Annotated in this window: 13 protein-coding genes; 5 read left to right on the top strand and 8 right to left on the bottom strand. The window is 64.8% G+C overall.

Features of this window, described 5'->3' with window-relative positions:
- Positions 1 to 51 precede the first annotated feature (51 nt).
- The gene (locus ACFSQR_RS10180; RefSeq protein ID WP_377729652.1) at positions 52 to 2,049 is read right to left on the bottom strand and encodes a DNA topoisomerase IV subunit B; all 1,998 of its coding nucleotides are present in this window, start codon (positions 2,047 to 2,049) and stop codon (positions 52 to 54) included.
- A gap of 188 nt (positions 2,050 to 2,237) precedes the next feature.
- Here ACFSQR_RS10180 and ACFSQR_RS10175 point away from each other — a divergent pair, with 188 nt between their 5' ends.
- Both ACFSQR_RS10175 and ACFSQR_RS10170 read left to right on the top strand, forming a co-directional pair.
- Positions 2,238 to 3,032 carry a two-component system response regulator gene (locus tag ACFSQR_RS10175; RefSeq protein WP_377729651.1) on the top strand — a complete coding sequence of 265 codons (795 nt, stop codon included), beginning with the start codon at positions 2,238 to 2,240 and terminating at the stop codon, positions 3,030 to 3,032.
- A gap of 55 nt (positions 3,033 to 3,087) precedes the next feature.
- Positions 3,088 to 4,026, top strand: a complete 939-nt coding sequence (locus tag ACFSQR_RS10170; protein WP_377729650.1) for a gamma-glutamyl-gamma-aminobutyrate hydrolase family protein — start codon at positions 3,088 to 3,090, stop codon at positions 4,024 to 4,026.
- Positions 4,027 to 4,164: 138 nt separating this feature from the next.
- Here ACFSQR_RS10170 and ACFSQR_RS10165 read toward each other — a convergent pair whose 3' ends face one another.
- From ACFSQR_RS10165 to ACFSQR_RS10145, 5 genes are all read right to left on the bottom strand, one after another.
- Positions 4,165 to 5,328: a YbdK family carboxylate-amine ligase gene (locus ACFSQR_RS10165; RefSeq protein ID WP_377729649.1), complete on the bottom strand. Its 1,164-nt coding sequence runs from the start codon at positions 5,326 to 5,328 to the stop codon at positions 4,165 to 4,167.
- Positions 5,318 to 6,508, bottom strand: a complete 1,191-nt coding sequence (locus tag ACFSQR_RS10160; protein ID WP_377729648.1) for a cation:proton antiporter — start codon at positions 6,506 to 6,508, stop codon at positions 5,318 to 5,320. Before ACFSQR_RS10160 ends, ACFSQR_RS10165 begins: the two co-directional genes overlap by 11 nt.
- 145 nt (positions 6,509 to 6,653) lie before the next feature.
- Positions 6,654 to 7,823 carry a VWA domain-containing protein gene (locus ACFSQR_RS10155; protein ID WP_377729647.1) on the bottom strand — a complete coding sequence of 390 codons (1,170 nt, stop codon included), beginning with the start codon at positions 7,821 to 7,823 and terminating at the stop codon, positions 6,654 to 6,656.
- Between the two features lie 3 nt (positions 7,824 to 7,826).
- Positions 7,827 to 8,426 (bottom strand): GNAT family N-acetyltransferase, encoded by a 600-nt coding sequence (locus ACFSQR_RS10150; RefSeq protein ID WP_377729646.1) that lies wholly within the window; start codon positions 8,424 to 8,426, stop codon positions 7,827 to 7,829.
- Entirely contained in the window at positions 8,426 to 9,280 is an 855-nt protein-coding gene (locus ACFSQR_RS10145) for an AAA family ATPase (RefSeq protein WP_377729645.1), read from the bottom strand. The genes ACFSQR_RS10150 and ACFSQR_RS10145 overlap by 1 nt, the downstream gene beginning before the upstream one ends.
- 175 nt (positions 9,281 to 9,455) lie before the next feature.
- Here ACFSQR_RS10145 and ACFSQR_RS10140 point away from each other — a divergent pair, with 175 nt between their 5' ends.
- Both ACFSQR_RS10140 and ACFSQR_RS10135 read left to right on the top strand, forming a co-directional pair.
- Positions 9,456 to 9,788, top strand: coding sequence for a c-type cytochrome (locus tag ACFSQR_RS10140; protein WP_377729644.1), 333 nt, complete (start codon positions 9,456 to 9,458; stop codon positions 9,786 to 9,788).
- A gap of 12 nt (positions 9,789 to 9,800) precedes the next feature.
- Positions 9,801 to 10,139: a c-type cytochrome gene (locus ACFSQR_RS10135; protein WP_377729642.1), complete on the top strand. Its 339-nt coding sequence runs from the start codon at positions 9,801 to 9,803 to the stop codon at positions 10,137 to 10,139.
- 72 nt (positions 10,140 to 10,211) lie between these two features.
- Here ACFSQR_RS10135 and ACFSQR_RS10130 read toward each other — a convergent pair whose 3' ends face one another.
- Complete coding sequence (locus tag ACFSQR_RS10130; RefSeq protein WP_377729641.1) at positions 10,212 to 10,634, bottom strand: DUF1841 family protein; 423 nt, start codon at positions 10,632 to 10,634, stop codon at positions 10,212 to 10,214.
- Between the two features lie 6 nt (positions 10,635 to 10,640).
- Positions 10,641 to 11,306 carry an RNA pyrophosphohydrolase gene (locus ACFSQR_RS10125; RefSeq protein WP_377729640.1) on the bottom strand — a complete coding sequence of 222 codons (666 nt, stop codon included), beginning with the start codon at positions 11,304 to 11,306 and terminating at the stop codon, positions 10,641 to 10,643.
- Between the two features lie 207 nt (positions 11,307 to 11,513).
- On the opposite strand from ACFSQR_RS10125, the gene ACFSQR_RS10120 reads away from it, so the two are divergent.
- Positions 11,514 to 13,238 (top strand): proline--tRNA ligase, encoded by a 1,725-nt coding sequence (locus ACFSQR_RS10120; RefSeq protein ID WP_377729638.1) that lies wholly within the window; start codon positions 11,514 to 11,516, stop codon positions 13,236 to 13,238.
- Positions 13,239 to 13,254 lie beyond the last annotated feature (16 nt).

Below are 13,254 nucleotides of genomic sequence, written 5' to 3'. Positions count from 1 at the left end.
CCGCCTTTTCGCAAGCTCAGCATGGGTCCCAGCCTGCGCCGGGACGACGGGTTAGATGTCGGCTTCGGCTTCGTTGCCGTGTTCTTCGATCCAGGCGCGGCGCGCGGCCGCTTCGCCTTTACCCATCAGCATATTGAAGCGGGCCGCCGCGTCGCCATGCTGGAAGTCGCCCAGCGATACCGGCAGCAGGCGGCGCGTGTCCGGGTTCATCGTGGTTTCCCACAGCTGTTCCGCGTTCATCTCGCCCAGGCCCTTGAAGCGCGAGATGCTCCACGCGCCTTCCTTCAGGCCGTCCTTTTTCAGCTTGTCCTCGATCGCCTGCAGTTCGCCGTCGTCCAGCGCGTACAGCTTCTGGATCGGCTTCTTGCCGCGCGCCGGCGCATCCACGCGGTACAGCGGCGGACGCGCGACGCAGATGTGGCCATGCGCGAACAGGGCAGGGAAGTGCTTGAAGAACAGCGTCAGCAGCAGCACCTGGATGTGCGAGCCGTCCACGTCCGCGTCCGACAGGATGCAGATTTTCCCGTAGCGCAGGTTCGACAGGTCCGGCGAATCGGTGTAGCTGTGCGGGTCGACCCCGATTGCCACCGCGATGTCGTGGATTTCGTTATTCGCGAACAGGCGGTCGCGGTCGGTCTCCCAGGAGTTGAGCACCTTGCCGCGCAGCGGCAGGATGGCCTGGAATTCCTTGTCGCGGCCCATCTTGGCCGAGCCGCCCGCCGAGTCGCCCTCGACCAGGAACAGTTCGTTGCGGGTGATGTCGGTCGATTCGCAGTCGGTCAGCTTGCCCGGCAGGACAGCCACGCCGGACGACTTCTTCTTCTCGACCTTCTGCGCCGAGCGCAGGCGCGACTGGGCCTGCTTGATGACCAGTTCGGCCAGCTTCTTGCCGTATTCGACGTGCTGGTTCAGCCACAGTTCGAGCGGCGGCTTGGCGAAGGTCGACACCAGGCGCACCGCGTCGCGCGAGTTCAGGCGCTCCTTGATCTGGCCCTGGAACTGCGGGTCCAGCACCTTGGCCGACAGGACGAACGAGACGCGGTTGAACACGTCCTCCGGCAGCAGCTTGACGCCCTTGGGCAGCAGCGAGTGCATCTCGACGAAGCTCTTGACCGCGCCGAACAGGCCTTCGCGCAGGCCCGATTCGTGGGTGCCGCCGTTCGGCGTCGGGATCAGGTTGACGTAGGATTCGCGCACGATCGCGCCTTCCTCGGTCCAGGCCACCACCCAGGCTGCGCCTTCGCCTTCGGCGAAGCCTTCGTTGTCGCCGCTGGCGTACTGCTCGCCCTCGAAGAAGGGGATCACCGGCTCGGCCGAGGTGGACTGCGCCAGCGCCTCCACCAGATAGCCGCGCAGGCCGTCGTCGTACTTCCAGGTCTGCTTGTCGCCGGTCTTGCCGTTGATGAGCGTGACGGTCACGCCCGGCAGCAGCACGGCCTTGGAGCGCAGCAGGCGCTGCAGCTCGGTCTGCGAGATGGCGGACGAATCGAAGTACTTGGCGTCCGGCCAGGCGGTGACGCGGGTGCCGGACTTCTTGCCGTCGCGCGGCGCATTCACGGAGCTGAGCGGCTCGACCAGGTCGCCGTCTTCGAAGGCGATCTTGTGCAGGCCGGTGCCGTCCGGCTCCTTGCGCCATACGGTGATTTCGAGGCGCTTGGACAGTGCGTTGGTCACCGAGACGCCGACGCCGTGCAGGCCGCCGGAGAAGGCGTAGGCGCCGCCCGAACCCTTGTCGAACTTGCCGCCCGCGTGCAGGCGCGTGAACACGATCTCGACCGTCGGCACGCCCTCTTCAGGGTGCACGCCGACCGGAATGCCGCGGCCGTCGTCCTCGACCGTGACCGAGCCGTCCGCATTCAGGGTGACCTCGATGTTCTTGCAGTGGCCGCCTAGCGCTTCGTCGGAGGCGTTATCGATCACTTCCTGGATGATGTGCAGCGGATTTTCGGTCCGGGTGTACATGCCGGGACGCTGCTTGACGGGTTCGAGTCCCTTGAGGACGCGGATGGATGATTCGCTGTAATCGGATGCTGGTTTCTTGGTCGCCATACGGGATGTTCGTTCAATGATGCCTGCGCATTCTATCTTGTCAGGCAGAAAGCAGCGGTATTTTTACGGACTAGCCAAGCCGGGTCCGGATGTGGTTAGATTGGTACGCCAGGAGCCGTGTTGACTGCCGACCAACGTTCCTTTACTTTCAGATAATGGCTGAAAAAAAATATCCTTTTGCCGTACGCATGTTCGGTTTCGACCAGGGCGAGTGCGAGCATATTGCCGCGATGCTCTCGCTGGGGCCGGCTGGCGGGCCGGGCTATTTTTGCCTGCATGAGGACAGTTTGCAAGAGCCCGACCTGTACATGGCGAATGGCGAGAATATCCGCGCGCTGGCGGCGCTATCCGATGCGCGTCCCTGCGCGCTGAAGCCGGCCTTGCTGGTCGGACGCCCGCAGGTCGAGTTGCCTTATCCCGTCCTGCCCCGCCCGGTCGCGTCGCAGGCGCTGTTTGCGGCGCTCGCCTCGGTCGTGGCGGAGCGCGCCGAGGCGCTTGCTGCATTGACCGCGCGCGGCCTGCCGCAGGTGGCGGAGCGGCGCCGGCGCCAGCGGCCCGACTTCGACCTGACCGATCCGGCCGACTACCAGCGCCGCCGCAAGGGGCCGCCGGCCGGCGCCGTGCTGATCGTCGACAAGGGCGGGGCGCTGCGCGACCATATTTCCAGGCTGTTCAGCGCGCGCAAGCTGTCGGTGGAGTGGACCGACAGCGCGTCCACCGCGGTGCGGCTGTGCGACGAGACGGCGGTGGCGGTCGTGCTCATCAATACTTCCACCCCCGGCGTCGATCCATATGCCCTGTGCGCCGAAATCAAGCAGCTCGATGCGGCCAACCGCATCGCGGTGGTGCTGCTGGTCGGCGACAACTCCCCGTACCACACGGCGCGTGCCCGCGCCGCGGGCGTGCGCGGCCTGCTCGACAAGCCGGTGGCCGACCGCCACCTCGAAGCTACCCTGAAGAAACTACTGTCCTTGCCGCTATAGCTTTTTGTTACAACCCTCGAATCGTGCTCGGGTCGGGCCGTCTTATAGTTGACCCATGGACGAAGAGGATCAACCCGAACGCATCCCGGACAGGCGTTCGCAGGACAACGCGCCGCGCTACCAGCGGCCCAACGATACACCGCTAGCACTGGGATGGCGGGTGCTGCAGTCGAGGATGCGCGCCGCGCGCGACAAACTCAGCCGCAGTTTCATGCACCGTACGCTCAGGATTGGCGTCTCGGCACGGATCTTCCATCCTGAGCCGGGCGCCACCGGGCTGCGCTCCAAGAATCTCCAGTATCTCGAGGAATCGATCGCGCACTGGGTGATGTCGCGCGACGTGCTGGTATTCATGGTGCCTACCGTGAACACCAGCGGGCTGCTGCATCCCAGCAATATCACGCTGCAACACTACGCGCGCCAGCTCGACGGTCTGGTGCTGCAGGGTGGCGCCGATGTGTGCCCGCAGAGTTATTCGGAATCGCCCACCCGGCCGGAGTGGAGCGGCGACCGGGCGCGCGATCTGTACGAGCTTGAACTGCTGCATGCCTTCGTGGAAGCGGGCAAGCCGGTGCTGGGGATCTGCCGCGGGTGCCAGCTGCTCAACGTGGCGTTCGGCGGCACGCTGTACCAGGACATCGAGGAGAACGTGCCTGATTCGATCGCGCACGTGAACGCGGACTACGACGCGCACAAGCACGCGGTGCGCTTTCCGCCGGGTTCCTCGCTGGGGCAGATGTTCAAGAACTACACGCGGCCGATCGTCAACTCGATCCACCACCAGGCGGTCAAGGACCTGGGGCGCGACATGCGGATCGAGGCCATCTCGGACCCGGACGGCGTGGTGGAGGCGATCCGCTACACCAAGGCGGACTTCGTGATGGGATTGCAGTGGCACCCGGAATTCCACCGGGCGGGGGGCGTCGAGCTGCTCGACTGCACGCCGATCCTCGACGAATTCCTGCGCGCCGCGCGCGAAACCCGCTTCCTCTAGCCGCCAGATGGCGGAATCCGCCATGTTTTAGCCGATTCCGCCAGGCAGGGAGGAGGCCGTCCGCTGATCTTGAGCGCGCGTGGCGGAATCCGCCATGTTTTAGGCGATTCCGCCAGTCCCGCAGGGACAGTCCCTTTTTTAGCGGAAGCGGCGCAGGTGGTGCAGGAGGCCGTGCTCTTCGGTGTCGGCGCCGCGGAAGCGCGAGATGGCGGCATTGACCATGCCTTCGACGCTGCCCTGGTCGTTGAACTGGCGCCGCAGCCAGGTCGCATCGCTGCCTTCGTGGATGGCCTTGCGCAGGTGGCGCAGCGCTTCGCTGGAGCCCAGCGCCTCGGCGTGCGGTTCCATCAGCTTGAGCGTGTCGAGGATGTCGTCGCGCAGCGGCCGCGTCTCGTAGGTCTTGGGATGCGTGACCGCGCCGTCGAGGCCGAAGCGGCAGGCCTGGAAGCGGTTGTAGTTGTAGACCAGGTAGTCGTCTTCCACCGGCGGCTCTTCGCGCCGCTCCAGCAGGTGCCGGCACAGCGCCTGCAGGTAGGCCGCCAGCGCGGCGGCGCGCTCCACCGTCAGCGGCGTGTCGCACACGCGCAGTTCGATGGTGCCGTACTCCGGCTTGGGCCGCAGGTCCCAATAGAAGTCCTTCATGCTCCGGATGATGCCGGTGCGTTCCATCTTGGAGAAGAACACGTCGGTGAAATCGTCCCACTTGAGCACGAACGGCGCGCGCCCGCTCATCGGGAAGGCGAACACGGAGTTCAGGCGCGCCGATTCGAACAGGCTGTCGTGCCCCTGCACGAACGGCGAGGACGCCGACAGCGCAATGAAGTGCGGAATGTAGCGCGACAGCGAATGCAGCAGGAACAGCGCGTCGTCGCCGGAGGCGCAGCCGATGTGCACGTGCTGGCCGAACACGGTGAACTGCTTGGCCAGGTAGCCGTACAGCTGCGACAGTTCCCGGAAGCGCGGCTTGTGGAAGATGGTGCGCTCGGACCAGTGCTGGAACGGGTGGGTGCCGCCGCCGCACATGCCGATGTTGAGCGTGTCCGCCGCCGCGACCAGCGTATCGCGGATCTCCAGCAGCTGCGCCAGCAGCGGCTCGTACTGCGAGTGCACGCTCGAGTTAATCTCGATCATGGCCTCGGTCATCTCCGGCGTGACGTTGCCGGGGAAGGGCTTGCGCGCCAGCAGGTGCAGCAGGTCCGGGCTGGCCTCCATCAGGTCCATGTCCGACAGGCTGACCAGCTGGAGTTCGAGTTCGACGCCGAAGGTCAGCGCCTCCGACTTGGCAAATGGTTCAAGAGGCATTCTTGGTCCCCTGCGATTCGCGCGCCCAGATCAGCGCGCGCTGGATGATGATCGGCCCGAACACTTCGAGCAGCATGGTGACGGCGGCCATCGCGCGCAGTTCCTCGATGACGTCGACCCCGCGGGTGCGCGCATGCTCGAGCAGCAGCACGACGAACACGGACACGGGCGCCAGCGCGAAGCCGGTCAGCGCGCCCTTGCGCCAGGAGATGCCGGACAGCTTGGCGAAGACGGCCACGCCGGCCGTCTTGGTCAGCAGGCTGACGGCCACCACCGACAGCGCGAGCGCGCCGCCGGCCATGACCTTGTTGAAGTCCAGCGTCGCCGCCGCGTACACGAACAGCAGCACGGTCAGCACCTCGCCCAGCACGCCGAAGTTGCGCTGCGCCTGCGAGAACGCGACGCGGCGGTGGCGCGCCATCAGGCCGAAGCCGAGCGTGGCGATGACGGACGACAGTTGCAGCGAATACGTGATCGCCACCAGCAGCACCACCGAGATCGCAAAGGCGACGGTGGCGTCCTTGGCCATGCTGCCCAGGTGGCGCAGCAGGGCCGGGACGAACACGCCGAACACGCCGCCCAGCATGATGGAGATGGCCAGCCGCACCAGGGTGGACAGGGTGGCGTCCTGGAGGTTGTTCGCGCTGTGGAAAATCCAGAACCCGATGATGACGTTGAAGGCGAATACGGACAGCACGCAGTTGAGCGCCGCCAGGTGCATTACGCGCTCGGTCACCTGGCCCGAGCTGCGCTGCTCGTTGACGATCCGGACCACGGTGGCGGGGGAGGTGGACATCGCCAGCGAGGCGAGCATCAGCGACGTCATGTCGCTGGTGCCGAACCAGCGCGCGGTGATGAACACCGCAGCAAAGGTGAGCAGCGCTTCGGTCAGGCCCGAGACCAGCAGCCATGGATTGGAGAGGAACCAGCGCAGGTTGATGCGGTAGCCCAGTTCGAACAGGATCAGGCCGAAGGCCACGTCGGCCAGCGCGAGCACGGGGCCGGGGCCGGTTTCGGGAAGGGCGCCAAGCTGGGTGCTGGCCATGGTGAAGCCGACGATGCCGTAGAAGCTGATGCGCGGCAGGCCGGTCCAGCGCTGGCCGAATTCGCCGGCGAGCCACGCGATCGCGATCGCAATCGGCCACGAGAGGTTGGTCAGCAATGTCAGGAGATCTGGCATGAGGTCCTTTCTTTTTATGTGCCGGCCCGCGCGGGCCGGATGGCCTGCAGACCGGTTTTTCCTGCCTGGGCAGGGACGACGAGGCGGCGCGAGCATAGCAAGCCCGTGGCGCGCAATGCCGCACGATTGGAACCGTTGATACGCCTTATTTCGCCAGCAGGCGCATCGCCCGTTCCAGCCCGTCCAGGGTGAGCGGGAACATGCGGTGATTCATGATCTGGCGGATGACCGAGATCGATTGGCGGTATTGCCAGACACCTTCAGGCTCCGGATTGAGCCATGCAAAGTGCGGGAACGTATTGACGAAGCGGGCCAGCCAGTCGGCGCCTGCTTCATCGTTATTGTATTCGACAGAGCCGCCGGCTTGAAGCACTTCATACGGGCTCATGGTCGCGTCGCCCACGAAGATCAGGCGCGTGTCGGGCGGGTACTTACGCAGCACGTCCCAGGTCGCGAAGCGCTCGGCGGTGCGGCGACGGTTGCTTTTCCAGAGATAGTCGTAGACGCAGTTGTGGAAGTAGTAGAACTCCATGTTCTTGAACTCGCTCTTCGCGGCCGAGAACAGTTCTTCGGTGCGGTCGATGTGGTCGTCCATGGTGCCGCCCACGTCGAGCAGCATCAGCACCTTGATGCGGTTCTTGCGCTCGGGCTGCATCTTGATGTCGAGGTAGCCGGCATTGCTGGCGGTGGCGCGGATGGTCGCATCGAGCGCGAGCTCCTCTTCCGCGCCCTGGCGCGCGAACTTGCGCAGGCGGCGCAGCGCGACCTTGATGTTGCGGGTGCCCAGTTCGCGCTCGTCGTCGTAGTCGCGGAAGGAGCGCTGGTCCCAGACCTTGACCGCGGTGCGGTTGCCGCCCTTGCCGCCGATGCGGATGCCTTCCGGGTTGGTGCCCCCATTGCCGAACGGGGAGGTGCCGCCCGTGCCGATCCACTTGCCGCCGCCTTCGTGGCGGCCCTTCTGTTCCTGCAGCAGCTGGTTCAGGCGATCCATCAGCTTGTCGTAGCCGAACTTCTCGAGGGCCGCGGCCTGCTCCGGGGTGAGTTCGCGCTTCATGCGCTGGATCAGCCAGTCGAGCGGCACGCCGGCATTCGGCTCGAACGCCGCGTTGATGCCCTTGAAGTAGTGCGCGAAGGCGCGGTCGAACTTGTCGAAGTGGGCCTCGTCCTTCACCAGCGCCAGGCGCGCGAGGTAGTAGAAGTCGTCCAGCGACTCCCCGCCCACGCCGCGCTCCATCGCTTCGAGCAGGGTCAGGAATTCCTTGATCGTGACCGGGACCTTGGCGTTCTTGAGGGTGAAGAAGAAATCGACCAGCATGGCTTACCTGTCCGCCGGTCCGGCGTACTGCTGCAATTTGTAGTGCAGGTGCGATTTGATCTCCGGCCACTCGCCGCGCACGATGCTGTACATGACGGTGTCGCGCACGGTGCCGTCGCGGCGCAGGTGGTGGTGGCGGATCACGCCATCCTTCTTCGCACCGAGCCGTTCGATGGCAGCCTGCGAGGCGTGGTTGAAGTTATCGGTGCGCAGGCCGACCACCGCGCAGCCGAGCGTATCGAAGGCATGCGACAGGAGTGCCAGCTTGCAGCTGGTGTTCACGTGCGAGCGCTGCCAGCTCTTGCCGTACCAGGTCCAGCCGATCTCGACGCGGTCCACCTGCGGCAGGATGTCGTGGTAGCTGGTGCTGCCGATCACGCGCCCGCTGGCCAGGTCGATCACCGCGAACGCGAGCCGGTTCGGCATGTCGAGCGCGTCGCCGATGTAGGCGGCCACGTTGTGGGGTTCCGGCACGCTGGTCACGCGGATGTTCCACAGTTCGCCGTCGCTGGCGGCGGCGCGCAGGCCGTCGGCGTGCGCCAGCGACAGCGGCTCCAGGCGCACGCCGTTGAACTCCAGCGCAACCGGTTCGACCTTGATCATCAGCGGTTGGTCCTCGACATGAACACCAGGCGTTCGAACAGGTGCACGTCCTGCTCGTTCTTGAGCAGCGCGCCGTGCAGGGGCGGCACCACCGCCTTCTGGTCCTTCGAGCGCAGCGCCTCGGGCGGGATGTCCTCGGCCATGAGCAGCTTGAGCCAGTCGAGGAACTCGCTGGTGGACGGCTTTTTCTTCAGGCCCGGCACGTCGCGCACTTCGTAGAAGCTTTGCAGCGCAGCGGCCAGCAGGTCCTGCTTGAGCGTCGGGTAGTGGACCTTGACGATGGCTTCCATCGTGTCGCGGTCGGGGAACTTAATATAGTGGAAGAAGCAGCGGCGCAGGAAGGCGTCCGGCAGCTCCTTTTCGTTGTTGGAGGTGATGATGACCAGCGGGCGGTGCCGCGCCACCACCATCTCGCGCGTCTCGTAGACGTAGAACTCCATGCGGTCCAGTTCGCGCAGCAGGTCGTTCGGGAATTCGATGTCGGCCTTGTCGATCTCGTCGATCAGCAGCACCACCGGTTCGGGCGCGGTGAAGGCCTGCCACAGCACGCCCTTGATGATGTAGTTGTGGATGTCGCGCACCCGCTCGTCGCCCAGCTGCGAGTCGCGCAGGCGCGAGACGGCGTCGTATTCGTACAGGCCTTGCTGTGCCTTGGTGGTCGACTTGATATGCCACTGCATCAGCGGCATGTCCAGCGCCGCCGCCACTTCCTCGGCCAGCATGGTCTTGCCGGTGCCCGGCTCGCCCTTGATGAGCAGGGGGCGCTGCAGCGCGAGGGCGGCGTTGACCGCCAGTTTCAGGTCATCGGTCGCGACGTAGCCGCTCGAACCTTCGAATCGTTGGGAAGCTTGCATGGTCATCAATAAAATTTAACATACGAACCAATCGAGTATATGCCAATCGCACGGGGCTGGTGCGCGGTGGACTCGGGTTGCCGATTGGGTTAGAATCTGAGTTTGTAGGAAAGAATTTGGCTTAGGTCAAGTTTTTCACGGGCAGCAAACGATACCAAATCAGATCATCCCCACCATGAAAAAAATCTTCGCACTCCTCGTGCTCGCAGGCATGGCCAATGTTGCCGCAGCCGCGGAAATCGTCGGAAACGCATCGAATGCCAAGGGCAAGCTCGAAATGTGCATCGGCTGCCACGGCCTGCCTGACTACAAGATGGGCTATCCGCAAGTGTACCGCGTGCCAAAACTGGGCGGCCAGAACGCCAAGTACATCGAAGCGGCGCTGCACGCCTACAAGAAGGGCGAGCGCAAGAACGCCTCGATGCGCGGCATCGCGATCACGCTGTCCGACCAGGACATCGCCGACCTGGCAGCGTACTACGCCCAGCCGACCCAAGCGAAGAAATAAGGACGACCGAACATGAAAAAACTGACGATTGCCCTGGTCTGCGGCCTCGTATCGATCAACGCGTTTGCCGCCGACATCGCCGCAGGCGAAGCGCTGGCCAAGAAGTACAACTGCGCAGCGTGCCACGGCGCCGACTACGCCAAGCCGATCGACCCGAGCTATCCAAAGCTGGCCGGCCAGCACGCCGACTACCTGGCGACCGCGCTGGCTGCCTACAAGCGTGGCGACAGCGTCAACGGCCGCGTCAACCCGATCATGTCGGGCCAGGTGGCGCCGCTGTCGGGCAAGGACATGAAGGACATCGCAGCGTACCTGGCAAGCCTGCCGGCGTCGGTGTCGCAGAAGCGCTAAGCCGCTTCGCCGCAAAAGAAAAGCCACGCGTCGCGTGGCTTTTTTTTGTTCCGCCCCGGGGACGATGGAGCGTCAGACCTGGCGGCGCAGGCACTCGACGTAGGCGGCGCCGTCCGGCGGCATCCCGCTGCGCTGCGAGGCCCAGATCATCTCGCCCAGGCACTCCATGATGCGGTGATGCGCCTCGTGCTGCCCGTAGCGCTGCGCCAGCGCCGCCGCCGCGTCGCGCACGCCGCGCGGCTGGTCGATCGACACCTGCTCCTCGATCGACAGGTGCATCGACAGGTGCAGGAAGGGATTCGCCTGCCCGCCCTCGACCGAATAGTCGCGCGTGAGCGCGTGCTCGACGTCCTTCAGCACGTCCTCGTACTCGGGATGATGCGAGATCCAGTCCGCCGCCATGGCTTCCATGGGCGTGAGCACTTCCCCCGCGCGCAGCTTGCGGTAGCTTTCGCAGAAAAAGCGCCGGACGTCGTCCGATGATGGTGTAAACAACGCGGGCTAGTCCTTTTCCGGCGACAGGATGAGTTGCGTCTCCGCCACCCCGGCAATCGCGACTTGCGCGACCGCGGCCGGCGCAGGTGCGCGCCCGGCCATGGCCGGACGGGACTGCGCAGGCGCCTTGCCGCTGGCGCCCTCCGCCCCGCGCGGGCTGCGCAGGTAGCGGGCGTTGTGGCGGCGTTCGCCATGCGGCGGCCAGGTCAGGAAGCGCGACAGCTCCTGCAGGGCGCGCTGGTACACGTCCCGCTTGAATTCGATCACGGTGTCGAGCGGCACCCAGTAGTTGTGCCAGCGCCAGGCGTCGAACTCCGGATGGTCGGTCAGGCGCAGGTTGACGCTGGAATCGCGCGTGACCATGCGGAGCAGGAACCAGATCTGTTTCTGCCCACGGTAGTGGCCGCGGATTTCGCGCTTGATGAAGTGGTCCGGCACCTCGTAGCGCAGCCAGTCGCGGGTGCGGCCCACGATCTTGACGTGCTCCTGGCGCAGGCCGATTTCTTCCTCGAGCTCGCGGTACATCGCCTGTTCCGGCGTTTCGCCGTACTTGATCCCGCCTTGCGGGAACTGCCACGAGTGCTCGCGCACCCGCTTGCCCCACCAAACCTCATTGTGAGCGTTCAGCAGGATAATGCCGACGTTGGGCCGAAACCCTTCACGATCGAGCATGGTCCACCTCGATACTTTCTGCCGGCAAGCGATCCTGTCTTTACATTTTTATTTGATACGCGTGGTCCAAGGCCGCGCCTGTCGCGCGAAACTTGCGTGTTCGACCACAAACAGACCCATTTCTATAAAGATTGGACGCACCAGCCAGCTAATCCTTTAAAATTAAGGTCGATTATAACCCTCTCTTTTTAAAAAGAATTCATCTATATGCGTGCCTCCCGATTTTTTATTTCCACACTCAAAGAAGCGCCATCGGACGCCGAGATCGTCAGCCATCAGCTGATGATGCGTGCGGGCATGATCAAGCGCCTGGGTTCCGGCATCTATACCTATATGCCGATGGGCCTGCGCGTGATCCGCAAGGTGGAAGCGATCATTCGTGAGGAAATGAATGCGGCCGGCGCGGTCGAGCTCCTGATGCCGCTGGTCCAGCCGGCCGAGCTGTGGCAGGAGACGGGCCGCTGGGACAAGATGGGTCCGGAACTGCTGCGCGTCAAAGACCGCCATGGCCGCGACTTTGCGATCCAGCCGACTTCGGAGGAAGTGATCACCGACGTGGTGCGCAGCGAAATCAAGTCGTACCGCCAGCTGCCGCTGAACTTCTATCACATCCAGACCAAGTTCCGCGACGAGCGCCGTCCGCGCTTCGGCCTGATGCGCGGCCGCGAATTCACCATGAAGGACGCGTACTCGTTCGACCGCGACGTGGAAGGCATGAAGCAGTCCTACCAGGTCATGTACGACGCCTACACCCGCATCTTCAACCGCTTCGGCCTGAAGTTCCGCGCGGTCGCGGCCGACAACGGCGCGATCGGCGGCACCGGCTCACATGAATTCCACGTGATCGCCAGCACCGGCGAGGACGCGCTGGTGTATTGCCCGACCTCCGACTTCGCCGCCAACATGGAAGCGGCCGAGGCGATGCCGCTGGCCGCCGAGCGCGCCCCTGCCACCCAGCAGATGGAAAAAGTCTCCACGCCGGGCAAGGCCAAGTGCGAACAGGTAGCCGAGTTCCTCGGCCTGCCGCTGTCGCGCACCGTCAAATCGATCGCGCTGACGGTGGAAAAGGAAGAGGGCGCCAAGGAGTACTGGCTGCTGCTGCTGCGCGGCGACCATGAGCTGAACGAAGTCAAGGTCGGCAAGGTGCCGGGCCTGGCCAACCACCGCTTCTCGACCGAAGCGGAAATCGTCGAAGCCTACGGCACGCTGCCGGGCTACCTTGGCCCGGTCGGCGCCAAGCTGCCGCTCAAGGTCGTGGCCGACCGCACCGTCGCCAACATGGCCGACTTTGTCTGCGGCGCGAACGACAAGGACTTTCACTACACCGGCGTGAACTGGGGCCGCGACGTGGCCGAGCCGCAAGTGGAGGACCTGCGCAACGTGGTCGAAGGCGACGCGTCGCCGGACGGCAAGGGCGTGCTGGCGATCGAGCGCGGCATCGAAGTGGGCCACGTGTTCCAGCTCGGTACCGCCTACTCGCAAGCGATGGGCGCGACCTACCTGGACGAAGCGCAAAAGCCGGTCCCGCTGCAAATGGGCTGCTACGGCATCGGCGTGACCCGCATCCTGGGCGCGGCGATCGAGCAGAACTACGACGAGAAGGGCATCATCTGGCCGACCTCGATCGCGCCGTTCGCGCTGGTGCTGTGCCCGATGGGCTACGACCGCAGCGAAGCGGTCAAGGAAGAAACCGACAAGCTGCACGATGCGCTGGCAGCGGCCGGCGTGGACGTGATCATCGACGACCGCGGCCTGCGCCCGGGCGCGATGTTCGCCGACTGGGAGCTGATCGGCGTGCCGCACCGCGTGGTGATCGGCGACCGCGGCCTCAAGGAAGGCAACCTGGAATACCAGGGCCGCCGCGACGCCGAGGCGACCCAGGTGCCGGTTTCCGGCATGGTCGACTTCATCAAGGCCAAGCTGAAGCAGTGATCGGCAGGGCGTACAA

Origin of the sequence: Pseudoduganella sp. GCM10020061, from assembly GCF_042683405.1 — a bacterium.
In the GTDB taxonomy this organism is placed as follows: Bacteria; Pseudomonadota; Gammaproteobacteria; order Burkholderiales; family Burkholderiaceae_D; genus Telluria.
The sequence above is the reverse complement of the archived record's forward strand: the minus strand, read 5'-3'. Positions and strand labels throughout refer to the sequence as shown.